Raw genomic sequence first — 24297 nt, 5'->3', positions numbered from 1 at the left:
TTTATAGTGAGTAAAGAAAATAATTCAAATTCAGCTTTGGTGAAAGAATATTCACCACTAGCAACAGCAGCCGGTATCGGTTCAATGTTAGGTTCAGGATGTATTGTTGGTTTGTCTGCCACAATTCCTGTCTGGCAACAAGGTTTAAATTTAACAACGGGGCAAGTTGGTTTAATTTCTGGGGGGTTAACTTTTGCGATTGCCTTTGGTTCATTGTTTACTGGACAAATTTCCAAAATCTTCGGTTTGATTCGTTCATTTAATTGGTTGAACTTATTTTATGCCATTGGTGCAGCTATCTGTCTTTTGGCAAATAGTTTTCCGATGTTATTAGTTGGTGTCATCGTGATGGGTTTTGCCTCAGGTGCAGACTTACCTATTAGTTTAACTGTTGTTTCTCATGATGCACCTGATGAACGAACTTCAGCGCAGTTAGTTTCATCAACCCAAATTTTTTGGCAGGTCGGGGTATTTATTTCTTATATTTGTTCGTTTTTATTATCAGGTATTTCCGGAGTCTTAGGTGCTAGAATAGTTTTTGCAATTTTATTTGCATTCTCAGTTTTTGCTTGGTTATGGCGACTACTTTCTCCTAAATTTAGAAAATTCCACGAAGCAGGTACAGCTCGTCAAGCAGCTAAAAAACAAGCGACAGGTACAAGCAGCGATGTTTCTTTTAAAACAATTTTATTTGGTCAAAACAAAAATAAATATCTTGGTTTCTTTGCGGCTATTTTAATTTTCTATGTATGCTGGAATTTACTAGCAAACACTTGGGGACAGTTCCAAACTTATGCTTTAACTAATGCTGGTGCTTCTCAAACGCAAGCAACTGGATTAGGGATTGTTTTAAATCTTGTTTCTTTAGCAACGACGATTGCTTTTACTTCTGTTGCCGGTGGAAAATATCGTAACAAAGCTTTCTTCATCGGTGCCTTTGTTCAATTTGCAGCTATGATGGGTATGGCTTTAATCGGTGGTGGCGCAGGATTTATTGCTTTAGCAATCACCATTGCTTTTTATAATTTTGGTAATCCTTTGGCTGGCGAAGCTATTTATAAAGTTTGGACGCAAGAATCTTTTCCTTCTGAGGCACGAGCTTCATTGCAAGGGTTTATTAATGGTTTTTCACGGATGTGTTGTGGCTTGTTTGCCTTTGTAACTCCTTACTTAGTGGCACCAGGTAGAATTCAAACTTCAATGTTTGGTTTTGCGGGGATTGTACTAATTGCAACTATTGCAGGGGTGATTATGATGCATTTACAAAAGAAACACAAAATTAATGATGATACGACAGATATGACTGTTGGTAAACAAGTAGCTTAAAAATTGGAGGAGATCACATGGCTTTTACATTTCAAATCAATGACGACGTAAATTGGAATCATGATGAAAAATTACTAAAAAAAGCAGAAGAAAATCTACCGGAAATTATTGAAACAACTGTCGTTCCGGTGGCAATTGCGGATGTAGTAGCAGATCAAAAGGGTGCGAATGGATACGTTGCAAAAATTAGTGACAAAAATATTACGAAATTAGCAGATTATACTCTAGGACGAGACGAAAGTATCGTCTTAGACTTAGGTGATCATTACGTTGGCCATTTTACGTTGGCCATTAACTCGGTGGGTTCACCAATGGATGCACCTTTATATTTACAGTTAAAATTTGCTGAAGTTCCTGCCGAAATCGCTGCAAAATCTAGTGATTACGATGGTTGGCTGTCAAAGTCTTGGATTCAAGAAGAATACATTCACTTAGATGTTTTGCCAGCTACTTTAAGTTTGCCACGCCGTTATAGCTGTCGTTATATCGAATTAAAAGTGATCGATACTTCACCAAAATGGAAAGCTAGTTTTTCTCAACCGGTATTTACTGCTGAAAGTAGTGTTTCCATGAATCAATTAGCACCCTATGAGATTGATGATCCAGAACTAAAAGATATTTACAATGTGTCAGTTAAAACACTTTTAGATTGTATGCAAACTGTTTTTGAAGATGGACCAAAGCGTGACCGTCGCCTATGGATTGGTGATTTGCGTCTGCAAGCTTTAGCCAACTATGCAACTTTTGGTGATTTAGCTTTAACAAAACGTTGCTTGTATCTATTCGGGGGGATGACAACAGAAGAAGGAAAAGTTCCGGCTAATGTGTTTACAGCACCAGAATTAATTCCTGATGACACATTCTTATTTGAATATAGTATCTTTTTCGCCGCAATTCTAGCTGATTATTATTATGAAACTAAAGATTTAGAAGTTTTAAAAGATTTATATCCGATGGCAAAAAAACAGATGGATTTAGCGATGAAATTAGTCGATGACGAAGGAAGGCTAAATCTTTTAGAGGAATGGCCAGCATTTATTGATTGGTCTAATGAATTTGAAAAAGACACTGCTGGTCAAGGAACGATGATTTATGCCTTACGTCGCTTTATTATTATCGCTAAAGTGATGGAAGAAACAGCAATTGAAACTTATGAAAGAGTTTTAGCAGACATGATTCATTTCTCTCGAGAAGTTCTTTTTGATACAAAAGAGCAACAATTTATTGTTGAGAAAAATCATGAAATAAATGTTGCTAGTCAAGTCTGGATGGTTTTAGCGGAAGTTTTTGATCAAGAAAAAAATAGTGAAATTATGACAACCACCGTAGCCACTCAATTCCCAATCACTGGGATTGCTACACCTTATATGTACCATCATGTGGTGGAAGCATTATTTTTAGCCGGTTTAAAGGAAGAAGCAATCATACTAATGAAAAATTACTGGGGCAAAATGATTGATCTAGGTGCAGATACTTTCTGGGAAGCATTTAAACCAGAAGAACCAGATTTTTCACCGTATGGTAGTCCGATTATGAGTAGTTATTGCCATGCATGGAGTTGTACACCAGCATATTTAATCAAGAAATACCTTTAGAAAAGAGGAAGAAACATGGAATCAGCAAACATGAGGAAGGTAGAAAAGCCCATCTCAAAATGGCGTCAAAGAATTGGTTATGGTGTTTCAGATTTTGCTTGTAATTTAATTTGGCAGATGATTTCTTTGTACTTACTATTTTTTTACACAGATATTATGGCTTTGAACGCTGCATCAGTCAGTCTAATGTTTTTACTTACTCGTTTTTTCGACGGCGTTACTGATTTGTTGGTAGGCTATTTAATTGATCATACCCATACCAGATGGGGGAAATCGCGACCATATTTTTTATTTGGCGCGATTCCTTTTGCTCTGTTTGCTTATCTGTGTTTTAATGTACCCGGCTTTTCTAATAATGGAAAATTAATTTATGCTTACATCACTTATTTTGGCCTATCTCTTTCTTACACGATTGTGAATGTGCCAATGGCTTCAATTTTGCCTAGTCTAACCAACGACACCGATGAACGAACGGCCTTGTCTACGACACGAAAGTTCTTTGCTTTTTTAGGCGCAACGGTTGTCAGTGCCACCGCCTTAAGTCTGGTAAATTATTTTGGTAAAGGTAATCAGCAAACCGGTTTTAAAATTTTAATGATTATCTTTGGTTTGATTAGTTGCTTGTTATTCTTCTTTACCTTTTTTAATACTAGAGAGTTACCAACTAAAAGTACCAGTGTTTCATTGAAAAAAGTAGCGAGTTCTTTAGCACAAAACCGTCCATGGAAAATTTTTGCTGTCAATATTTTATTTATGTGGACTGGCTTTTTCATGCAGACAGCTGCGTTAGTTTATTATTATACGGTAGTGGTGGGGAGCCAAGCACTATCGGTTACGGTGGCAACCATTATGTCAGTGGTACCGATGGTGGCAAACTTTTTAGTTCCAAGTCTAGCGAGACGCTTAGGTAAAAGAAACCTGTATGTGATTTCTGCTATTATTCAAGGCCTAGGGATTGTGTTTATTTTATTTGCCCAAGCAAACCATCCTTTTATTTTAGTTGGTGCGGCCATTTCAGCGGTGGGTTATGGCATGAAAGAAAGTATTTATTTTTCTATGCAGGCAGATCCAGTCGATTATGGTGAGTGGAAAACAGGCGTGAATGTTTCAGGTTCGTTATCAGCCATTAATGGTTTTTTAGGAAAAGTTGCGCAAGCGATTTCAGGTGGGATTGCTGGTATGTTACTAGCTTGGGGGAATTACCAGCCAGGTGGTGCCAGTCAAAGTGGCAAAGCTATTTTTGCCATTCAATTAATGTATGGGTATTTACCATTGGTTTTAATTGTGCTGTCAGTTGTAACCATGCTATTTTACAACCTAGATAAGATGTATCCACAAATCAAAGCCGAATTAAAAGCAAGAGAATAAAGAAAAGCCGTTGAGATCTTTCTCAACGGCTTATTCTATGATTTGGTTACGTTTGGTAATTCCTTGAGTAAGAATGTTTTTATAATCCGTTTGATGTTCTTTCACGTAAGCTTTTAAATATTTTTGCTTTGCTTGACTATAGCTGCCATTAATTTCTAGTACATTTAAATCCTTATCAACAATAACTTTACCGGAATACTTAGCGGAAGTGTCGTTGTCTTTTGCGATGGTTAATTCGATATCTTTATCATTATTAATCTGAGCTACTAAATGTTTAGTATCGTTACGGACGATGATATCTAAATTAGTATAAGAACTTGGGAGAGTAAATGTACTGATTGGGAAAACTTGGGTCCAAAAGTACAGACCATTTTCTTTTAATTCATATTGTGGAATCCATCTTGCTGTTTGACCATCAACGACCGCGCTCCAATTATTACTGACTAAATTTTCTTTATATCGATTCTCATCTACCCGCAACTTCAAATTCAAACCCACATACACTACGATTAAAAACGTCAGTACCCCTAAAATAATTTTGTAAACCTTGTTCATCTTGATTTTCTTCGAGACATTCTTCGCCATCTCCTTGTCCTCCCTTAATAATTGGTCAAGAGAGATACCAAATAAATCGCTGATGGCTACAATCGTCACCAAGTCGGGATAATTACGACCAACTTCCCAACTGGAAACAGCTGAGCGTGAGACGTTTAAAAGTTCAGCTAAGTGCTCTTGCGTCCATTCTTTTTGCAAGCGTTGTTGTTTTATTTTTTCACCGATATTCACTGATATCACCTCCTAGTTTTATTATTAAGTTTGACCGAAAAAAAAGGTAGCTGGGATTTGTATCATAGGTAAAAAAACTATGACACATATCGTATCATGCTGGTTTAATAGGCTTTTTAAATCTAGTCTTATTATCGCAATTTTTGAAACCAACGTCTAGTCTCAAAAAAATCCGACTAAAATTTTAGTGGGAGAAAATTAGATGCGTGTTTTTTTAATAGTTTGTCGGATGCGTTTACGAGCCAGATTATTTTCGGCACCATTAGATACTGAATAGAGCATAAATAAAGTATCGATTAAAGTAAATTGAGATTGTATCGCTGACATCGCTTCTGAACGATAAGCTGTTTCTTCAGCCAAAGCAATCAAAGCAACTTCAGAAACTTTAGCTAAAGGTGATCCGGCATAACTCGTTAAACAAATGATCGGCACTTGATTTTCTTGCAAAATTTTACACAGTCGCAAAATTTCTTGGTTTCGTCCAGTATGGGAAATAACCACCGCACAATCTTCCTTGGTTAATTTGGTCGCTAACATTAATTGTAAGTGATAATCACTTTGACATTCCGCTTCCAAGTTTGTTCGCATAAATTTATGGTAAGCATCTAGAGCAATTATCTGTGAACCGCCAATGCCGAAGAAACCTGTCTTATTGGCCTTGGTTAATAAATTTATGGCTGTTTCTAAAGTAGTTTCATCTAAGAAATTTGCTGTATCCTTTAGAGAAGCAATATTTGCTGCAAAAACCTTTTGAGCTAAGGTTAATAAGTCATCGTTTTGGTTTAAGTCACTAAAGAATTCATCAGCGTTTGTTTCTGATGGAATATTCAAAGCGATTTTTAGTTCTTGAAAAGATTGATAGCCTAAACGTTTAGCAAAACGGGAGAGTGTCGCTGTGGAAACTTGAATTGTTTGACTTAATTCTTTAATGGTTAACTGGGCAGCTGAATCACGTTGATCCAATAAATAATCAGCTATTTTTTTTTCAGTGGGACTTAAATCTTGGGAAAAACTATTGATAACTTGTCGAATATCTTTTGCCATAAATTGTTCTCCTTAATAATTTCAAATTTATTGTAGCACAATTGAAACCGTTTTTGTAAATTATTTACAACTTATAGGTTGTAAAATGTAAAAAAATATCATAAAATGAAACCGTAAACAAAACGGAGGTTTTTTAATAATGGAAATTGGCATGATTGGTTTAGGAAAAATGGGTTTGAATTTAGTAAATAATTTATTGGCGCACGAAATTGCAGTAACGGTTTTTGATTTAAATTCAGCATTGGTAGATGAAGCTGAAAAAATAGGTGGTAAGGGAATCGGTTCACTAAAGGAATTTACTCGTTTAGATTCTCCCAGAATTGTTTGGTCGATGGTGCCAGCTGGTGCTCCCACTGATGAAACGGTTAAAGCATTAGGTAACATTTTATCTGCTGGTGATATTGTCATTGACGGCGGTAATTCTCATTATGGAGAGTCGATTCGACACTATCAAGAGTTAAAAGAAAAAGGGATTCACTTTTTTGATGTAGGTACTTCAGGCGGTATGAATGGTGCAAGAAATGGTGGGAATTTCATGATTGGTGGTGATCGTGAAACTTTTTCAATGATCGAACCAATTTTTAAGGCAATTGCTGAGGAAAATGGCTATCTTTATACTGGTGAAGCGGGCAGCGGTCATTATTTGAAAATGGTTCATAATGGGATTGAATATGGCATGATGCAAGCAATTGGTGAAGGCTTTGATTTATTGGAGCACAGTCCTTTTAATTATGATAATCAAGCCGTCGCAAAAGTTTGGAATAATGGGTCAGTTATTCGCAGTTGGTTAATGGAATTAGCTGAAGAAGCTTTTGTCGCTGACCCTCATTTGGATCAATTGAAAGGAACCATGTATTCTTCTGGCGAAGGGAAATGGACGGTTGAAGAAAGTTTAGAACGTCAAGTACCGATGCCTGTGACTACGTTAGCTTTACAAATGCGTTATCGTTCATTGGAAGAAGATACTTTTACTGGAAAAGTTGTGGCATCATTGCGAAATGGTTTTGGCGGACACACAGTCAATAAATAAGGAGAATAGCAGATGGAATATATTATTGGAGCGGATATTGGAACAACTAGTACCAAAGCAGTCTTATACGATCAAAAAGGCAATGTTTTAGAGTATGCCAATGTTGGTTACCCATTGTATCAAGATGAGCCGGACATGGCTGAACAAGATGTCGAAGAAATTTTTGAAGCGGTGGTCGATGCGATAACACAAGTCGTGCGTAAATCTGATGTTGCAGCCAAGAATATTCGCGGCGTATCATTTTCTTCAGCGATGCATAGCTTGATTTTATTAAACCAAGAGATGGAACCTATCACACGTTCAATAACTTGGGCGGATAATAGAGCGGCAAAATATAGTGAAGAACTCAAAACAAATGGCTTAGGTCAAAAAATTTATGAAAAAACTGGTACGCCGATTCATCCAATGGCACCATTATCTAAGTTAATTTGGTTAAAAACTGAAAAGCCAGAACTTTTTAATCAAGCTCGTTATTTCATTGGTATTAAGGAATATGTATTATATAAATTCTTTGGTGAATTAAAAATGGATCAAAGTATCGCTTCTGCAACTGGTTTGTTTAATATTTTTGATTTAACTTGGGACAATCTAGCTTTAGAGACAGTAGGTATTACGGTGGATTTATTACCTGAAGTAGTTGCCACTGATTATCAATTCCAAGGCATTAAAAAATCTTATGCTGAAGTAATGGGTTTGCCAGAAGATATTAAATTTGTGATTGGTGCCAGCGATGGCGTGTTATCAAATTTAGGCGTGAATGCGGTCGATGAAGGGGTCTTGGCGTTAACAATTGGTACTAGTGGCGCTATCAGAACAGTGGTTGATCAGCCTGTAACAGATCCAAAAGGTCGACTATTTTGTTACGTGTTAAGTGAGGGTAAATATGTTTTGGGTGGTCCAGTCAATAATGGTGGGATTGTTTTCCGCTGGGTACGGGATCAATTATTTGCACCAGAAAAAGAAACTGCTGCCCAAATGAAAATTGATAGCTATGATATTTTAACTGAGATGGCCAGTACAATTCCAGCTGGCTCAGATGGGTTGATTTTCTTACCTTATTTAGGTGGAGAACGGGCACCTTTATGGGATGCAAATGCACGAGGAACTTATTTTGGTTTAAATCGTAATCATACAAGAGCACACATGCTGCGGGCAGCTTTAGAAGGCATTGTTTTTAATTTATATACTGTTTTATTAGCACTAGAAGAAGTTTCTGGTTCACCAAAATCAATTCAAGCAACAGGCGGTTTTGCCAGATCAGCTTTATGGCGCCAGATGCTGGCTGATATTTTTGAGACTGATGTGACAATTCCAGAAAGTTTCGAAAGCTCTTGCCTAGGTGCTGCAGTTTTAGGAATGGTTTCACTTGATATGGCGAAAGATCTAACTGTGGTAAAAGAGATGATTGGTGTAACTAATGCTCATCATCCAAATGAAAAAAATTACACAGCTTATCGTGATTTATTGCCAATCTTTATTCGCTTAAGTCGTCAGTTAAGTGGTGAGTATAAAGCCATTGCTGATTATCAGCGAACACATTAGGAGGAATTAATTATGGAATTATTCATTGTAGTCATTGGTGTGGCCATTCTACTTTTCTTAATTGCAAAAGTAAAATTGAATACATTTGTTTCTCTTGTGATTGTCTCTTTTATCGTCGCCATTTTATTAGGAATGCCTTTGGGGGAAATACCAGCTGCGATTGAAGAAGGAATTGGCTCTCAACTAGGTCATCTAGCACTAGTTTTTGGTTTTGGTGCCATGTTAGGACGTTTAGTAGCTGACGCTGGTGGCGCTTTTCGAATTGCAAATACTTTAATCGAAAAATTTGGTCGTAAGAAAATTCAAATTGCGGTTGTCTTGGCGTCGTTCATTATTGGTATCGCTTTATTTTTTGAAGTTGGTTTAGTTTTATTATTACCAATTATTTTTGCTATTGCAGCTGAATTGGGCTTATCTATGATGTATTTAGGACTATCGATGGTGGCGGCTTTGTCTGTGACCCATGGTTTTTTACCACCACATCCAGCACCAACAGCGATTGCGGGGATTTATGGTGCCAATATTGGGATGGTTTTACTCTACGGATTAATTTTAGCAGTGCCTACAGTTTTGATAGCGGGCCCTTTGTATACTAAATTTGCCCAAAGAATAGTTTCTTCGGCGTTTAAACAATCAGGAAATTTATCAGCCGTTGGTGATTTTAAAGAATTCAAACTAGAAGAAACACCTAGCTTTTTAGCAAGTACGGTGACCTCTTTATTTCCGGTTATTTTAATGGCCGTATCAACTTTATATAATATGATTTTACATGGCGGAAAAACGCCCACTCATCCAAGTATGTTAGACAGTATAATTAATTTTATTGGTTCACCGGGAGTTGCGATGCTGATTTCTTTATTAGTGGCAATCTACACGATGGGAATTAGACGAAAGATTCCTATGAATACATTGATGGGTTCGATGGAACAAGCGGTTAAACAAATTGCGATGATGTTATTAATTATTGGTGGCGGTGGTGCCTTCAAGCAAGTTTTAATTGAAGGTGGTGTTGGTGATTATGTAGCTAATTTATTTGCCGGCAGCAGTTTGTCGCCATTAATTTTAGCTTGGCTAATCGCTGTTGTTTTACGCTTAGCCTTAGGCTCGGCGACAGTTGCTGCATTGACAGCCGCAGGCTTGGCTGCACCGTTGATGGCAGCGACCGGAACTGATCCAGCTTTGATGGTTATTGCGACAGGTGCCGGCAGTGTCTTTTTCTCCCATGTGAATGATGCAGGTTTTTGGATGTTTAAAGAATATTTTGACTTGTCAATCAAAGAAACGGTCTTAACATGGTCAGTAGTAGAAACATTGATCGCCGTAGTTGGGTTAGTCGGTGCATTGATCTTAAATATATTTGTTTAATAAATTTATAGTTGACAATCAATATTTTAAAGTTTATGATTATAAAAAATTAAATATAGATAACTAAACGCAGAGAAAAAGAAAGTAAAATCATGTGGAATTTCTAACAGAGAGTCTCGGAAGCTGAAAAGAGATGAAAGAAAACAGATTTGAAAATGGCTTTTGAGCGGGTACTTCGAAAAAAATTTTTAGAGGTACACGGATATTCCCGTTACAAGAATCCCATTATCACACAGATTGTGTCGTATTGGAGCAGAGGTAAAAGCAGATGCTTTTATAAAAATAAGGTGGTACCATGTAGTCCATACATCCTTAGGAGAGTTTATACTCTTCTGAGGATTTTTTTTACCTCGAATTTAGTTATCGAAATGGAGGAAATTATTATGTGTAAAGTAAATCGTTATGAAATCGTGGGAAGTTTTTTAAGACCGGAAGTATTAAAAGAAGCGCGAGCAGCATTTGAAGCAAAAGAGATTACGCAAAATGAATTGACTGAAGTGGAAAATACTGAAATAAAAAAATTAGTTGAAAAACAAAAAGCAGCAGATTTAAATGTTTTCAGTGATGGCGAGTTCCGCCGAAGCTATTGGCACCTAGATTTTTTCTGGGGTTTAAATGGTGTTGAGCATAATGTGAGAGACCAAGGCTATTTATTTCAAGGAGAAGAAACACGGGCCGATTCTGCTCGCTTAGATGGGAAGATTGCTTTTAATCCTGAACATCCAGTTTTTGAAGAATTTTCTTTTCTAACGGAATTGGTACCGGCTGAAAAAATCCGTCACAGTATTCCAGCACCAGCACAGCTTCATTCAGAATTGGTTCGAGGTGATAATGCCGATAAAATCGCTGAATTTTATGACGAGGAAGAAGATTTATATCAAGATATTGCCAAAGCTTATCGTGAAACCATTCTTCATCTATATGAATTAGGTGCTCGCCAAATTAAGTTAGATGATTGCACCTGGGGAATGATTGCTGACGAAAATTATTCGAAAACTAAATATGCAGAAGGTTTTGATTTAGAGGGCTTGAAAAAATTGTATGTTCGCTTAAATAATGACGCGATTGTCGATTTACCAGAAGATTTAAGCATTACAACTCATGTCTGTCGTGGAAATTATCATTCGACTTGGGCAGCTTCTGGTGGTTACGAAGCAGTTGGTGAAACTTTATTCGGTCAAGAAAATGCTGATGCTTTCTTTTTAGAATATGATGATGATCGCTCAGGAGATTTTGCACCGTTACGCAATTTACCAGCAGATAAGAAAGTTGTTTTAGGACTAATTACTAGTAAAAATGGTCAATTAGAAGATAAACAGACGATTATTGATCGAATTAAAGAAGCTAGCCAATATGTTTCATTAGACCGTATTAGTTTAAGCCCTCAATGTGGTTTTGCTTCGACAGAAGAAGGCAATATTTTAACTGAAGAAGATCAATGGAAGAAATTGCAACTGGTTAAAGAAATTACTGAGGAAATTTGGGGCTAAAGATTTAAAAAAGGAGGAATGGACAATGACAGATAAATTTGAAACGATTCAGTTACATGGCGGACAAACGGTTGATGCGGACACAGGAAGTCGGGCAGTACCCATTTATCAAACAACATCCTATGTTTTTGAAGATGCTGATCAAGCGGCAGCTCGTTTTGCTTTAACCGATGCCGGTAATATTTATACCCGAATTACAAATCCAACCAATGATGTATTGGAACAACGATTAGCATTATTGGAAGGTGGCGTAGGAGCGTTAGTTACGGCCTCTGGTTCGGCGGCGATTACTTATGCGATACAAAATCTCGCTGTAGCAGGCGATCATATTGTTTCAGCAGCGAGTATTTATGGTGGCACATATAATTTATTTGCACATACGTTGCCTGAATTTGGGATTGAAACGACCTTTGTTGATTCAGATGATCCACAAAATTTTGCAGAAGCGATTAAAGAGAATACTAAAGCTATCTTTGTGGAATCATTAGGAAATCCAGATATTACGATTGTTGAACTAGATAAAATTGCTGAAATTGCCCATGCCGCAGGAATTCCTGTGATTGTTGATAATACTTTTGCGACAGCCTATTTATTTAAACCGTTTGAATTTGGTGCCGATATTGTCGTGTATTCGACTACAAAATATATTGGTGGACATGGGGCGGCTCTTGGTGGTGCTATTATTGATTCCGGGAATTTTGATTGGACCAATGGTAAATTTCCTCGTTTAGTTGAGCCTGATCAAAGCTATCACGGGATTTCTTGGGTGGAAGCAGCTGGTAAAGCGGCGTTTATTACACGAGCAAGAACAATTTTACTGCGAGATACTGGAGCGGCGGCCTCTCCATTTAATTCTTGGGTGATTTTATTAGGACTTGAGACCTTATCATTACGTTTAGAACGTCATGTGGAAAATGCGCAGAAGGTTGCGGAGTATCTAGAAAATCATCCGAAAGTGGATTGGGTCAATTATCCAGGGCTGAAAAGTAGTAAATATTATGACCTAGGACAAAAATACTTTCCTAAAGGTGCTAGCGCTATCTTTACTTTTGGCGTATCGGGTGGTAGCGATGCTGGGAAAAAATTGATTAATCAAACCAAGTTATTCTCTTTATTAGCCAATGTTGGCGATGCAAAATCCTTGATCATTCATCCAGCTTCAACCACTCATTCACAATTAAATGAAGAACAATTAGTCGAAGCCGGCATTAAACCAGAAACGATTAGGCTGTCGATTGGTTTAGAAAATATTGCTGATTTGATTGCTGATCTAGACCAAGCATTGCAAGGGATTTAAGGCGATGCCAGTGAAAATTTTAGCTGGTTTGCCCGTCAAAAAAATGTTGGCCGCCGAAGGTATTTTTACGATGGACAAGGAGCGGGCAAGCAAACAGGACATCCGCCCTTTAAAATTTGCGATTGTGAATCTGATGCCAAAAAAAATCGAAACTGAATTACAATTACTCCGATTAATTTCTCAAAGTCCATTGCAAATTGAAGTAGACTTTGTTCAGATGGCCTCCCATCAAGCAAAAAATATTAGTGCCAGTTATTTGGAAACTTTTTATCTAACTTTTCCAGAAATGAAAGAAAATTATTATGACGGCTTGATTATTACTGGTGCACCAGTGGAAAAACTGCCTTTTGAAGCGGTGGATTATTGGCAGGAGTTAGAAGAAATCATGGCGTGGAGCCAGAGTCATGTTACTAGTAATTTGCATATTTGCTGGGGTGCGCAGGCGGGATTGTATCACCATTACCAAGTGGAGAAAACTAATTATCAGGAAAAAGTTTTCGGAATTTTTGAAAATCAAATTCAAGAAGATGACCGTTTGATTCGTGGGTTTAGTGACTGCTTTTTTAGTCCGCAATCCCGGTATACCGGTGTAAATGCTACACAAATTGCAGAACAACCATTAAAAATTGTGGCCAATCACCCAGAATTAGGACCGTTGATTCTGGTTTCAGAAGACCGTAAAAATGTTTTTGTGTTAGGTCATTTGGAATATGATACCGACACTTTAGAACAAGAATATTTGCGGGATAAAGCAAAAGGTTTGGCTACTAGAGCGCCAGTGAATTATTATCAAACAGGAAATGAAATAAAAAATTCTTGGCGCTCGGAAGCTTGTTTGTTTTATCATAATTGGGTCAATGAAGTCTATCAACGCACACCTTATGAATGGGTATAAAAAAACTGGAGATAAAAATCTCCAGTTTTTTGCTGTTTTAATGGGTTACATATTCAGGATCTAATTCTGGTGCTTTACCAAGTTTAGCTTGAATCATCCAAACTTTCTTTTCAATATCGGTTTTGTTAGCGATGAAGATATCTTGGGTTGAATCGTCGCCTTCATCACCAGAAATTTCGATACCTTTTTGATAAAGGTCAGCTAAATAACGATAGCCTTTAACTAAAATTTCCATTCTTTCAGGAATTGTGCGACTGAAAGTACCTTTTTCATCGGGAATACCAGTGTTTTCAGCGAATTCTTTTAAGGTTGAGTAAGGAGCACCATCTAAGGTAATTAAACGTTCAGAAATGACATCAAGTTGGTCGTTAATTTCATCCATATAGTCATCCATTAATGGGTGCAAAGTCAAAAACTCAGGTCCACGCATATACCAATGGGTTTGGTGAATCACGACAGAAAATTGACTCAAGTCAGCAACTAATTGATTTAATACTTCTTTTGTTTTTTCATACTTCATATTGAATTCCTCCTTATAACTATTACAATTAATATTAAACCATATTCAGCAGAATAGTTGAAATTAAACGCCTTAAATGAGAAAGATAATCATTAATTGAAAATGAAAATAGGAGTGGATATTTATTTTTCTTCTTGCGGCTGTCCCTTTTTAGAAAAAAAGTCTAAAAAGTATATTTAGACTTTCTCTTTAAAAAGAATCAACTCATTAATTAGCACTTTCAGTTTGAGGGAAAGCTCCTGAATCAACCAAAGCTTTTACAAAACCAGGAACAGTTTCTGAACGATTCCAATCCCGTTGTAATTCACAGGCCAATTGCGCGATTGAAGTTAATTGCGCACCAGCTTGTTCGACACGACGTAGAGCAGTTTCATGGGCTAAAGGAGAAGTACCACCAACAGCGTCAACAACTGGGAAAACTTCATAACCTTCTCTTAAAGCATCTAACGTTGGGAAAGTTAAACAAGCTTCTGTCCATAAAGCTAAAATAATTATTTTTTTGCGGCCAGTTGCTTTAATTGCTTCATTAAATTCTTTGTCTTCCCAAGCGTTAATGGAAGTTCGATCATAAGATGGTACATCTTCACCAATCATTTTTTTCAAAACAGGGACAGTATCTTGATTGCGACCAGTTTTTACGTTAACTGTTGATAAAACAATAGGAATATTATAGGTATTCGCTAATTCAATCACGACTTCGGCATTTTTAACCAATTGAGAATTGTTCATGGAGTTGATTGAATTTACTTGCGTTGGTTGATAGTCGATAACAGCTAAAACCATATCATCTGGGGACATTAATTGATCTTCAATTCTTTTTGCATAACTTGTCATAATAAACACTCCTTTTCTTGAAATGAATTGTACGCCTAAAAAAATAAATAGAGAAACAATTAGTTTTACCAACTTATATTTTTAACAAAACTCTTTTTATCTTTAAATTGACGAGTAAATTGTATGCTAATTAAATATTTTCTATTTATATAATAATAAAGTGAAAATTAAAAATTCGTTCCGTGGGTTGTTCTCGACTAAAAAATATGTCAAAATGGTTTTGCAATGTTTTAACAAGACAAGGGGTATCAATCATGAAAGAAGCACTAATTATTTTGCTACTGCTAGGCTTTATTGGTTTTTTGTTTAAAGATGGCGAAAAAACTTTTTATAAAGAACGGAAAGCTGGCAAAGGTGTCATGGCATCGGCATTATCAAGTATTCGAGTCGGCTGGTTACATCTATTTTAAAAACATTTGTATCCCTCAGTATATTCAATTGAGGGATATTTTTTAGGTTATAATCAACAAAATAGAAAGCGCTTAAAAAAGGAGTACCATAACATGTTAAAAATTATCGTTGGAATTATTCTGTTATTCATCATCGCGGACTTTTTAGTTGCCTATAAGCTATTTAAAATTGCTTTTGTAAATACAACTAATCGTAGCCAAGCCATGTCAGCCGAACACAATGTGATTCCTACAGCTGATGATGAAGCAGAAAAAAACTTACAAAATACTAAAGAAAATTGGTTAAATGAGACTATCGAAAAAAAAGTTTATATCACCAGTCATGATGGTCTAAAATTAGTTGGTTTCCAATATTTTACAGAGTCTTTATCAAATCATTGGGCTATTTTGATTCATGGGTTTGACAGTCAACATCAGGAAATGTTTGACAAGGCGCCCTTTTTTCAAGCTTTAGGGTTTAATTTATTATTGCCAGATGCGCGGGCCCATGGGGAAAGTGATGGAAAATACATTGGTTTTGGTTGGCCGGAAAGAGAAGATATCAAGCAATGGATTGATTTTATTCTTAGTCAAGATACCGATGCTGAAATTATTTTGTATGGCGTCTCGATGGGGGGCGCTACTGCTATGATGACTGCTGGTGAAAAGTTACCGAAGCAAGTCGTGGCCGTAATTGAAGACTGCGGTTATTCTTCGGTTGCTGAAGAATTGGCCTATCAATTAAAACAGTTATTCAATCTGCCAGCCTTTCCACTGATTCCAACAGTTTCAATCATTAATTATTTTCATCAAGGTTGGTGGCTAAGAGAGGCTAGTTCAACGAAACAATTAGCAAAAACACGCCTGCCAGTTTTATTTATTCATGGGACTGAAGATCGTTTCGTTCCTTTTGAAATGATGCAAGAAAATTATTTGGCAACGCCCACTGCCAAAAGAGTATTGACTGTTGAAGGCGCACAACATGCAAAGGCAGGAGTAACGGCTGGTTCTGTATACTGGGAGACAGTAAAAGAGTTTTTAACTGAAAATACAGATATGAAGAATCTTGACTGATGAATGTGTTAAGCTTAACGTATAAAAAAGATTGGAGCTGGTGAAATGATCGCTCATAAAAGGGATGTTCTCCGTGTAGTTTAGGTAAATAAAAATTACATGGAGGAATTTAAAATGAAGAATATTTACGATAACGAAGAATTTTTTAAACAGTATAGTCAGATGGATCGCAGTAAAAAAGGGTTAGCGGGTGCAGGTGAGTGGCAGACATTAGAAAAATTATTGCCGAATTTTCAAGATAAGTCAGTTTTGGATCTAGGTTGTGGCTATGGTTGGCACTGTATTTATGCCGCAGAACATGGCGCTAAAAAGGTTCACGGTGTGGATTTATCAGAAAAAATGATTACTGTGGCACGAGAAAAAAATCATTTCCAGCAAGTCACTTATCAACAAGCGGATATTGCGACAGTTGATTTTCCAGAAAATAGTTTTGATATTGTCATGAGCTCATTAGCTTTTCATTATTTGCCTGATTTTGCAGGTATTGCGAAGAAAGTCCACCATTATTTGAAACCAGATGGTATTTTTGTTTTTTCTGTAGAGCATCCGATTTTTACGGCTGCAGGTAGTCAAGATTGGTACTATAATGAAAATGGAGAAATTTTGCATTTTCCAGTAGATAATTATTTTTATGAAGGTGAACGTAAAGCCCATTTCTTAAATAGTCAAGTGGTGAAATATCATAAAACCCTAACAACTTATCTGGATGGCTTATTGCAAAATGGTTTTATGATTGAACGCATTGTAGAACCGACACCGGCTGAAGATTTATTAGATTTACCGGGAATGAAAGATGAACTCCGTCGTCCGATGATGTTAATCGTTAGAAGTAAAAATCAAATTTAAAGTCGAGCCTGTTACAAATTAGTTTTGTGACAGGCTTTTTGATTTGTTGTCTTATAAAAATATATTGAATATCTGGTTTAATTTTTTTCTCAATGTTTAATAGATAGTTGATTATACAAAATTTGAATATCAGCATGAAAACCACCTGCCAACTTAAAATTAAGCATTGTATCCATTATTGCTTCGTAAATTGTTTGAAAAGCGGGAAAAACTCAGACCAGTATTTTCTTTGATTATCCGCTGGACCTCAACAGAGCTTATTCCTAAAGCTTGACTAACCTGAACTACTGATGGTTTTTTGGAATAGTTTTGTTGTAAGTAATTAAGAACTAAACCAGCTAAGGTCTTATTTTTTTGAATAGTTTGCGCATTTTTTTGGTTCCTGTCATAAAGATAAACACAGTAAGTTAGCAAAGCAATAACCAGATTTTGATTATTTGTAGGATTAGCATGTTGTAATTCTTGACAATAAAACATTAACAAGACCTGATTTTGTGCGGGAATTTGAGTAATCGGTAACGGTTGGTCCAAATGCTTTAAGTCATCAAAGAAAGTATGTCCTTCTGTTGAAGCAACCAATAATAACCGTAAAGGAAAACGCATTTGGTAGTATAGTAAATTTTCTTGCTGATTTACGATAAAGCGATGAGCTTGATTAGGTAAAACCGCGATTAAGTTTCCTTTCTCCAACTCAACATAGTGTTGACCAAACTGAAATTTGGCTGAACCATCAATCATAAAATAAAAAATGAAATCCTTTTGGATCAGGTAGTCACTAGATTGATTCATAGAATATTTTCGTAAAACTAGTCTGTCACTAGAGAAATCCTTTCTTAAATAATCAAGACTTGTATATGGAAAATGCTCAGTCATTAAGATGCCTCCTTTGTGCTGGTGACTCATGATAATAGCTTTGATAATTTCGAGCAAAGGTATGATAATCGACAAAACCCACGAGTTCACCAATTTTTTCCGCTGATAAGTCTAAAGAAATCAATAAAGTATGGGCCATTTGTAAACGAAAAATTGTCAATAAAGCCTTAAAAGATAAGCCAAAATATTTTTGTAATGTTTGATTGATTTTTTCCTTTGAATAATTGGTTGCAGCAACTAAGTCCTTCAACAATAAAGGATGCTGACAGTTTTCTAACATATAACTGACAATTTCCCAAGCATCTAAAGAATCAATTGATTGATTTTTGTGATTGAGCTGACTGCGATAAGCCTGAGGTGTCATTTGCTGAACCAGTTTGAATTGTTTATAAAAATTGGCTTCATTTTGATAACCACAAATTTTAGCAATTTGATTAATCGATAAATCAGAAAATTGCAGTAATCCACTGGCGTTTCTGATTCGAACTTGGTTTAAAATTTGTCCAAAAGTAAAGCTAGTCAATTTCTTAATGCTGGCTTTTACTTTCTCTGGAGAAATCGAAAACTCTTGAGCAACTTTTTCAGGTGTTAATGATTCTTGATGGAAAAATTGAAGATATTGAATCAACTGCCAAGTAAGTTGAAAGTCAGGCATTTTCTCAGTGGGCTGACTGGTGAATAAGTGACTAATATAGGAAACCAGAGAGAGATTTAATAAGCGTAAAGTGGAATCTTCAGATTGGGCGTCAGCGATATGGCTTTCTAGTAAGAGTTTTATATGCTGTTGCTGCGTACTGGACAATTGAATATAGGGAACGTTGTGCTGTAATTTTTTTAAAACAGCTAAGTAATTTTCTTTATTTGTAGCAGTTAATAAAAATAGACCTAAGGAAAAATAAATTCGATAGACAGTAACTGTTGAACTGAGTAATTGAATGTTACGGACGTGGTAAGGCATTAATTGTAAAAGACAGCCTGCATGTATTTGAAAAGGCTCATCATTAATAGAAATAGTAAAGGAACCTTCAATCACCAATAAAAGTTCAACTTCATCGGTAAAATAATTGTTTTGATCTTCTCGCCAAGTTTCTAAAGTAATGGATAATTGGCTGGGATCAAAATGCTGTGAAAAATAATTAACCATAAAAACACTCCTAAGTTAGTGGATAGCTTTTTTTTGAACAGTTTTTGTTAATCGATTTTATTATACTATAAATAAAGATATGTGAAAAAATATACAAAAGGAGTGGTTTATAATGTCAAAAGTTTTTATTTTAGGCGGTACCGGCTTTTTAGGTTATTACACAACGAAGGAATTACTGCGACGCGGTTATCAAGTGAAAACCATCGCGTTGCCACCACTACCAACGGATGATCTATTGCCTAAAGAGGTTGAATATACTTTAGGAAATATCAACGAACTAAATGACCAAGACATTATTCAATTATTGTCTGACTGCGAAGGATTCATTTATGCTGCAGGTGCTGATGAACGGGTAACACCAGAAAAACCAGCGATGAAATTTTTCTATGAAGCCAATGTGCTACCAACACAGCGATTGGCTCGACTAGCAAAACTTGCTGGTGTTAAAAAGTTTGTGGTCTTTAACTCTTATTTTGCTGAATTTGCTGAACGTTTGCCGGAATTTCATCTGCGGGATCAGGCTTATCCTAATACACGTTTGTTACAAGAACAGGTTGCTTTTGCTGAAGGCGAAGGTGAAATGACTGTTAGCTCATTACGTCTGCCATATATTTTCGGCACAATGCCAGGACGGATGCCTCTTTGGAAAATGTTTGTTGACCAAGCGAAAAATCAACCAGTTTTTCCAGCAGCTCTTGGCGGGACAGCAATGGTAACTGTTGAACAAGTTGCAGAAGCAGCAGTTGGTGCATTAGAAAATGGCAAGCATCGTGGGACTTATGCGATCTCAGCTTTAAATATGAAATATCAAACCTTCTATCAAATGATTGTTGAAGCATTAGGTCAAACAGAAACTACTCAAGTTCCTGTCCTTTCTTATCAAGAATTAGGACCTGCTTATGAAGAAATTGATCGTCAGGCAGATGCTGAAGGAGTAGAACATGGTATTCACATGGCAGTCAGCTTAAAATTACAAATGGAAGATTTATATTTAAATCCGAACGATACAATGCCACTATTAGGTATCAAAGAGCATGATGTTCTAGCATCAATCAAAGAAACTTTAGCAAAATGTGTGGCTGCTGAATAGATTATTTATTTTAAAGAGGAAGAAACTTTTTTATCGAAGTTTCTTCCTCTTTTTTTCATGTTTAGATTTTTTCCTCAAACAATCTTCACAGAGGTAAATAATTTAATAATCTTAAAAATAAAAAAAAGGACAAAATAGCTGTTTTAAGTTTGAGTTAAGCTAGTAATTGATAATGAAAGACAGAGAAGGGATGTGAGTTGATGCAATTACCACTTCAACCAAATCAACGGCAATTTATTCAATTTAGTTTAGTTGGATTTTTGAATACAGTTTTAACCTGGATAATTTATTGGTGCCTGATTTTAATTATTCCGGCAACGTTGGCAATTGCCTTTGGTTATCTTGTAACATCAGTCATTGGTTTTATTTTAAATCAGAAAAAAGTTTTTAAAAGTACCTCGACAGCAAAAAATACCTATTGGAAGTATTATTTATTGTATGGAGCGACATTGCTATTAAGCATGGGATTAACTTATGTGTGGACTACTAGTTTCCAATTGTCTCAACTAACAGCACCAATATTTACAGTGGCCTTTACTCTGCCAATTAATTTTTTATTTAGCAAGTTTTGGGTATTTAAGAGGAGTCGATGATTAATGAAAAGAAAAATAGATATTTATTTAGCAATTATTTTAATACTAGCTTTATTTTTATATGCTTGGGGAATTTGGGATGCTGGTTCAGCCAATTCATATTATACTGCCGCAGTCACTAGTATGGTTCAAAGCTGGCACAATTTTTTCTATGGGGCTTTTGATGCTGCTGGATTTATTACAGTGGATAAACCACCGGTAGCTTTATGGTTTATGGCTATTTCAGCCAAAATTTTTGGTGTTCACGGCTGGAGTGTGGTTTTACCGTCGGTTTTATTTGGTGTTGGGTCGGTCTACTTAATGTATCGCTTAGTAAAACCAAGATTTGGTGTGCTTGCCGGAAGAATAGCGGCTTTAACCATGACCTTAACGCCGATTGTTGTAGCGAATTCACGAACCAACAATATGGACGCTACTTTAGTTTTTTTCATGTTACTAGCTGTTCGTTACGTATTTAAAGCAGTTGAAGTAAAGAAACAGAGATATTTATGGATTGGCTTTGCATTGATAGGTGTGGCTTTTAACGTAAAAATGTTACAAGCATTTATGATCTTACCAGCGCTTTACTTATTTTATTTCTTTGCTTCGTCAGTCAGTTGGAAGAAAAAAATTGTTCATTCCGCTGTAGCTACGATATTTTTAGCTGTCTTTACTTTAGCTTACCCAGTCTATGTTGATCATGTATCAGCAAGTGACCGTCCTTATATTGGCAGTTCACAAACCAATTCTTTATTAGAGTTAGCCTTTGGATATAACGGGACAGAAAGACTTTTAGGTCAGTCAACTGGAACGGGTGGTACTTTTCCCGGCATGGGAAACAGTGGGGAAAATAATACCCAAGATGGACAAATGCAACCGCCTAGTGGAAATAACAGTGAGCAAGGAATGACACCCCCTACTGATGGTGGCAATGCCAATCAAATGCCCAGCAATAATACTTCTATGGAAACCTCTCAAGGAGATGGTTTTGATGGAGAAAGACAAGGTGGCGGACCTGGAGGAACAGGTGGTGGAGGCGGTGCTTTTAATATCGGGAGTGCAGGACCTTTACGCTTATTCCAATCTGAATTAGGGCCACAAGTTAGTTGGCTGTTACCATTAGCATTAATCAGTTTGGTTGCTTCCTTTTTCTATTTTAGAAATAAGAAAAAATGGTATCGTCTTACTAAAAAACAAGCCCATATTATGTTTTGGGGTGTTTGGTTAGTAGCGGTTGGCAGCTTTTTCAGTATTGCTTCCTTTTTCCATCCTTATTATTTAATTATGTTAGCACCACCAATTGCTGCTGGTGTTGGTATTGGCATTGCTAGTTTATTTAAAAAAGATTTATCTGGTGGCAAAAAAATTATTGTGGGAATTGCTGGATTAAGTACGGCTGGTTTGCAGGCATATTTCCTAGCTTCTTACAGTTTATTAGCAGCTGGTTTAGTAGTTGCAGCAACGATTATTTTGATTGGCTTATTGTTTATCTCAAAATTGAAAGTCCACAGTAAAAAAATAATTTATGGCTTATTAACAGTTTTATTTATTGCACCAGCATTTTGGTCTTTGACACCGACATTAGCGCATCAGTCGGCAGCAATTCCAACAACTGGACCGGAATTACTCAGTCAAGGTGGCGCAACTGGAGGTCTAGGTTCTGAATCGGTCAATGAACAATTATTGGCTTACTTAGAAGAAAATCAAGGATCAGCTGAATATTTATTTGCAACAACTGATTCTAATTCAGCTTCACCTTATATTATTGCTTCTGGTAAGGCAGTGATGGCGATCGGTGGATACAATGGAACTGATCCAGCGATTACGCTAAAACAATTCAAGCAATTAGTTAAAGCAGGAAAGATTAAGTATTTCTATGCTAGTGGCAATAAAAATAGCACGTCTGATATTGCAGAATGGGTGGCAGAAAATGGTACCGAAGTGGACGCCAGTGAATATGGTGGACAAACTACAACAGAAGAGACAAATTCACAGCCTGAAAACGCCAGTGATTCAACAGAAGGAACGATTCAATCTAATCAAATTGGATTAATGCAAGGTGCCGGTATGGGCGGTGGTATGGATAGCGGTACCCTGTACCAATTATCAGCAGATTCAGTTAATTAAGGAGGGAAAGTTTATGGAGCAGCAACCTTTAATTTCGATTGTTTTACCAGTCTTTAATGAAGAAGAAACGCTGAATGAAACAATCTTACAAATTCAACATTATATCAATAGTCAACCAGCAACATTTGAAGTGATTTATGTGGATGATGGTTCAAATGATGACAGTGTTGAATTGATTCGGGCAGCAATTCAACAGTATCCATCTATCCGGCTGGTTCAGTTTTCAAGAAATTTTGGTCATCAAATAGCAATCTCTGCAGGTATTCGTTATGCCTCAGGTGATGCAGTAGTAGTAATGGATGCAGATTTACAAGATCCACCGGAAGTGATTACTCAAATGATTGAAAAATGGCGGGAAGGCTATGATGTGGTCTATGGTAAACGACGTTCTAGACAAGGGGAGAGCTATTTCAAAAAAATTAGTGCTCAGATATTTTATCGTTTGCTTTCAAAAATGACTGATACGGAAATACCTTTAGATACTGGTGATTTTCGTTTAATGGATAAAAAAGTGATTACTCAATTAAAGAGAATGAATGAAACTCAACCATTTGTGCGAGGCATGGTTAGCTGGGTGGGATTTAAACAAACGGCAGTTATGTATGAACGGCATGAGCGTTTTGCAGGAGAATCTAAATATCCTTTGAGAAAAATGTTGTCACTGGCTTTTGATGGCATAACATCATTTTCAGTCGTTCCATTAAAGTTAGCCAATTATTTTGGCGGATTGTTGTTAGCAATTGATTTTTTATATTTGGTCATACATTTATTAATTGGAAATATGACGACCGACCATTGGATTATTGTGAATTTGTTAGGAATCGGCGGCGGTTTATCAATTGCAGTTGGAATGGTGGGCATTTATTTAGAACGAATTGTTAGCCAAAGCAAAGACCGGCCGTTGTATATTATCGATGAATTGATTGGTTTTCCTTATCAATCAAAGATTACAAAAAAAAATTTAGTAAAAAATGCCCATGGTATCCGCCAAAGCGCCAATGGTTGAGCCTGAAAAAAGATCAATCGTCTTTTTAAAGATGATTGGTCTTTTTTGATTTGTTATAATTAAATGAAGAGATTTGGAAGAGGT

General features: G+C 36.5%; 22 protein-coding genes and 1 other annotated feature. Of the genes, 16 read left to right on the top strand and 6 right to left on the bottom strand.

The genetic code is table 11. The features are described from left to right. Positions 1-6 precede the first annotated feature (6 nt). Genes ACVWNY_RS09725 through ACVWNY_RS09715 form a run of 3 tightly spaced genes read left to right on the top strand, consistent with a single transcriptional unit; the run spans position 7 to position 4289 of the window. Entirely contained in the window at positions 7-1326 is a 1320-nt protein-coding gene (locus tag ACVWNY_RS09725) for an MFS transporter (RefSeq protein WP_218326878.1), read from the top strand. A gap of 17 nt (positions 1327-1343) precedes the next feature. After that, positions 1344-2921: an alpha-L-rhamnosidase-related protein gene (locus ACVWNY_RS09720; protein ID WP_218326877.1), complete on the top strand. Its 1578-nt coding sequence runs from the start codon at positions 1344-1346 to the stop codon at positions 2919-2921. A 15-nt stretch (positions 2922-2936) separates the two neighbouring features. Next, positions 2937-4289 (top strand): MFS transporter, encoded by a 1353-nt coding sequence (locus ACVWNY_RS09715; RefSeq protein WP_218326876.1) that lies wholly within the window; start codon positions 2937-2939, stop codon positions 4287-4289. 30 nt (positions 4290-4319) lie between these two features. Here ACVWNY_RS09715 and ACVWNY_RS09710 read toward each other — a convergent pair whose 3' ends face one another. Further along, positions 4320-5075, bottom strand: coding sequence for a helix-turn-helix domain-containing protein (locus tag ACVWNY_RS09710; protein WP_218326875.1), 756 nt, complete (start codon positions 5073-5075; stop codon positions 4320-4322). A 198-nt stretch (positions 5076-5273) separates the two neighbouring features. Further along, positions 5274-6119, bottom strand: coding sequence for a MurR/RpiR family transcriptional regulator (locus ACVWNY_RS09705; RefSeq protein WP_454071303.1), 846 nt, complete (start codon positions 6117-6119; stop codon positions 5274-5276). 139 nt (positions 6120-6258) lie between these two features. On the opposite strand from ACVWNY_RS09705, the gene gnd reads away from it, so the two are divergent. The 6 genes from gnd (at position 6259) to ACVWNY_RS09675 (ending at position 13738) form a co-directional block, all read left to right on the top strand. After that, positions 6259-7149 (top strand): phosphogluconate dehydrogenase (NAD(+)-dependent, decarboxylating), encoded by an 891-nt coding sequence (gene gnd / locus ACVWNY_RS09700; protein ID WP_218326873.1) that lies wholly within the window; start codon positions 6259-6261, stop codon positions 7147-7149. A 12-nt stretch (positions 7150-7161) separates the two neighbouring features. Then, positions 7162-8691 carry a gluconokinase gene (gntK, locus tag ACVWNY_RS09695; protein WP_454071302.1) on the top strand — a complete coding sequence of 510 codons (1530 nt, stop codon included), beginning with the start codon at positions 7162-7164 and terminating at the stop codon, positions 8689-8691. Positions 8692-8703: 12 nt separating this feature from the next. Beyond that, entirely contained in the window at positions 8704-10056 is a 1353-nt protein-coding gene (locus ACVWNY_RS09690) for a gluconate:H+ symporter (RefSeq protein ID WP_218326871.1), read from the top strand. Positions 10057-10119: 63 nt separating this feature from the next. Then, positions 10120-10373: a binding site (T-box leader), on the top strand. A 66-nt stretch (positions 10374-10439) separates the two neighbouring features. After that, complete coding sequence (locus ACVWNY_RS09685; RefSeq protein WP_454071301.1) at positions 10440-11546, top strand: 5-methyltetrahydropteroyltriglutamate--homocysteine S-methyltransferase; 1107 nt, start codon at positions 10440-10442, stop codon at positions 11544-11546. Positions 11547-11571: 25 nt separating this feature from the next. Further along, entirely contained in the window at positions 11572-12843 is a 1272-nt protein-coding gene (locus ACVWNY_RS09680; protein ID WP_218326869.1) for an O-acetylhomoserine aminocarboxypropyltransferase/cysteine synthase family protein, read from the top strand. A 4-nt stretch (positions 12844-12847) separates the two neighbouring features. Further along, complete coding sequence (locus tag ACVWNY_RS09675) at positions 12848-13738, top strand: homoserine O-succinyltransferase (protein WP_218326868.1); 891 nt, start codon at positions 12848-12850, stop codon at positions 13736-13738. Positions 13739-13775: 37 nt separating this feature from the next. On the opposite strand, the gene ACVWNY_RS09670 is transcribed toward ACVWNY_RS09675, so the two are convergent. Together ACVWNY_RS09670 and ACVWNY_RS09665 are read right to left on the bottom strand one after the other, a co-directional pair. Next, positions 13776-14258, bottom strand: a complete 483-nt coding sequence (locus ACVWNY_RS09670) for a Dps family protein (protein WP_218326867.1) — start codon at positions 14256-14258, stop codon at positions 13776-13778. 207 nt (positions 14259-14465) lie between these two features. Beyond that, the gene (locus ACVWNY_RS09665) at positions 14466-15092 is read right to left on the bottom strand and encodes an isochorismatase family protein (RefSeq protein WP_218326866.1); all 627 of its coding nucleotides are present in this window, start codon (positions 15090-15092) and stop codon (positions 14466-14468) included. Positions 15093-15346: 254 nt separating this feature from the next. Here ACVWNY_RS09665 and ACVWNY_RS09660 point away from each other — a divergent pair, with 254 nt between their 5' ends. From ACVWNY_RS09660 to ACVWNY_RS09650, 3 genes are all read left to right on the top strand, one after another. Then, positions 15347-15502 (top strand): hypothetical protein, encoded by a 156-nt coding sequence (locus ACVWNY_RS09660; protein WP_218326865.1) that lies wholly within the window; start codon positions 15347-15349, stop codon positions 15500-15502. A gap of 93 nt (positions 15503-15595) precedes the next feature. Next, a complete protein-coding gene (locus ACVWNY_RS09655) occupies positions 15596-16555 on the top strand; it encodes an alpha/beta hydrolase (protein ID WP_246601527.1) in 960 nt (319 codons plus the stop codon). A gap of 114 nt (positions 16556-16669) precedes the next feature. Beyond that, positions 16670-17401: a class I SAM-dependent methyltransferase gene (locus ACVWNY_RS09650; RefSeq protein WP_218326864.1), complete on the top strand. Its 732-nt coding sequence runs from the start codon at positions 16670-16672 to the stop codon at positions 17399-17401. Positions 17402-17560: 159 nt separating this feature from the next. Here ACVWNY_RS09650 and ACVWNY_RS09645 read toward each other — a convergent pair whose 3' ends face one another. Continuing rightward, the gene (locus ACVWNY_RS09645; RefSeq protein WP_218326863.1) at positions 17561-18274 is read right to left on the bottom strand and encodes an AraC family ligand binding domain-containing protein; all 714 of its coding nucleotides are present in this window, start codon (positions 18272-18274) and stop codon (positions 17561-17563) included. Beyond that, positions 18267-19418, bottom strand: coding sequence for an AraC family transcriptional regulator (locus ACVWNY_RS09640; RefSeq protein WP_454071300.1), 1152 nt, complete (start codon positions 19416-19418; stop codon positions 18267-18269). Before ACVWNY_RS09640 ends, ACVWNY_RS09645 begins: the two co-directional genes overlap by 8 nt. 112 nt (positions 19419-19530) lie before the next feature. Between ACVWNY_RS09640 and ACVWNY_RS09635 the strand changes: the two genes are divergently transcribed. The 4 genes from ACVWNY_RS09635 (at position 19531) to ACVWNY_RS09620 (ending at position 24213) form a co-directional block, all read left to right on the top strand. Continuing rightward, on the top strand, positions 19531-20508 hold the full coding sequence (locus ACVWNY_RS09635; protein ID WP_218326861.1) for an NAD-dependent epimerase/dehydratase family protein: 978 nt from the start codon (positions 19531-19533) through the stop codon (positions 20506-20508). 200 nt (positions 20509-20708) lie between these two features. Beyond that, positions 20709-21101, top strand: a complete 393-nt coding sequence (locus ACVWNY_RS09630) for a GtrA family protein (RefSeq protein WP_246601526.1) — start codon at positions 20709-20711, stop codon at positions 21099-21101. A 3-nt stretch (positions 21102-21104) separates the two neighbouring features. Then, positions 21105-23207 (top strand): ArnT family glycosyltransferase, encoded by a 2103-nt coding sequence (locus ACVWNY_RS09625; RefSeq protein ID WP_246601525.1) that lies wholly within the window; start codon positions 21105-21107, stop codon positions 23205-23207. Positions 23208-23220: 13 nt separating this feature from the next. Then, the gene (locus ACVWNY_RS09620) at positions 23221-24213 is read left to right on the top strand and encodes a glycosyltransferase family 2 protein (RefSeq protein ID WP_218326860.1); all 993 of its coding nucleotides are present in this window, start codon (positions 23221-23223) and stop codon (positions 24211-24213) included. The last annotated feature ends 84 nt before the right edge of the window (positions 24214-24297 follow it).

It is taken from the genome of Enterococcus sp. JNUCC 77 (assembly GCF_054819945.1).
The sequence above is the reverse complement of the archived record's forward strand: the minus strand, read 5'-3'. Positions and strand labels throughout refer to the sequence as shown.

What these genes read in the sequence shown, in the direction of transcription:
- ACVWNY_RS09705 (WP_454071303.1), bottom strand. Translation starts at nt 6,119, where the DNA reads ATGGCAAAAGATATTCGACAAGTTATCAATAGTTTTTCCCAAGATTTA.
- ACVWNY_RS09620 (WP_218326860.1), top strand. Translation starts at nt 23,221, where the DNA reads ATGGAGCAGCAACCTTTAATTTCGATTGTTTTACCAGTCTTTAATGAA.
- ACVWNY_RS09640 (WP_454071300.1), bottom strand. Translation starts at nt 19,418, where the DNA reads ATGGTTAATTATTTTTCACAGCATTTTGATCCCAGCCAATTATCCATT.
- ACVWNY_RS09720 (WP_218326877.1), top strand. Translation starts at nt 1,344, where the DNA reads ATGGCTTTTACATTTCAAATCAATGACGACGTAAATTGGAATCATGAT.
- ACVWNY_RS09715 (WP_218326876.1), top strand. Translation starts at nt 2,937, where the DNA reads ATGGAATCAGCAAACATGAGGAAGGTAGAAAAGCCCATCTCAAAATGG.
- ACVWNY_RS09645 (WP_218326863.1), bottom strand. Translation starts at nt 18,274, where the DNA reads ATGACTGAGCATTTTCCATATACAAGTCTTGATTATTTAAGAAAGGAT.
- gnd (WP_218326873.1), top strand. Translation starts at nt 6,259, where the DNA reads ATGGAAATTGGCATGATTGGTTTAGGAAAAATGGGTTTGAATTTAGTA.
- ACVWNY_RS09690 (WP_218326871.1), top strand. Translation starts at nt 8,704, where the DNA reads ATGGAATTATTCATTGTAGTCATTGGTGTGGCCATTCTACTTTTCTTA.
- ACVWNY_RS09670 (WP_218326867.1), bottom strand. Translation starts at nt 14,258, where the DNA reads ATGAAGTATGAAAAAACAAAAGAAGTATTAAATCAATTAGTTGCTGAC.
- ACVWNY_RS09685 (WP_454071301.1), top strand. Translation starts at nt 10,440, where the DNA reads ATGTGTAAAGTAAATCGTTATGAAATCGTGGGAAGTTTTTTAAGACCG.
- ACVWNY_RS09660 (WP_218326865.1), top strand. Translation starts at nt 15,347, where the DNA reads ATGAAAGAAGCACTAATTATTTTGCTACTGCTAGGCTTTATTGGTTTT.
- ACVWNY_RS09675 (WP_218326868.1), top strand. Translation starts at nt 12,848, where the DNA reads ATGCCAGTGAAAATTTTAGCTGGTTTGCCCGTCAAAAAAATGTTGGCC.
- ACVWNY_RS09635 (WP_218326861.1), top strand. Translation starts at nt 19,531, where the DNA reads ATGTCAAAAGTTTTTATTTTAGGCGGTACCGGCTTTTTAGGTTATTAC.
- ACVWNY_RS09665 (WP_218326866.1), bottom strand. Translation starts at nt 15,092, where the DNA reads ATGACAAGTTATGCAAAAAGAATTGAAGATCAATTAATGTCCCCAGAT.
- ACVWNY_RS09655 (WP_246601527.1), top strand. Translation starts at nt 15,596, where the DNA reads ATGTTAAAAATTATCGTTGGAATTATTCTGTTATTCATCATCGCGGAC.
- gntK (WP_454071302.1), top strand. Translation starts at nt 7,162, where the DNA reads ATGGAATATATTATTGGAGCGGATATTGGAACAACTAGTACCAAAGCA.
- ACVWNY_RS09680 (WP_218326869.1), top strand. Translation starts at nt 11,572, where the DNA reads ATGACAGATAAATTTGAAACGATTCAGTTACATGGCGGACAAACGGTT.
- ACVWNY_RS09650 (WP_218326864.1), top strand. Translation starts at nt 16,670, where the DNA reads ATGAAGAATATTTACGATAACGAAGAATTTTTTAAACAGTATAGTCAG.
- ACVWNY_RS09625 (WP_246601525.1), top strand. Translation starts at nt 21,105, where the DNA reads ATGAAAAGAAAAATAGATATTTATTTAGCAATTATTTTAATACTAGCT.
- ACVWNY_RS09630 (WP_246601526.1), top strand. Translation starts at nt 20,709, where the DNA reads ATGCAATTACCACTTCAACCAAATCAACGGCAATTTATTCAATTTAGT.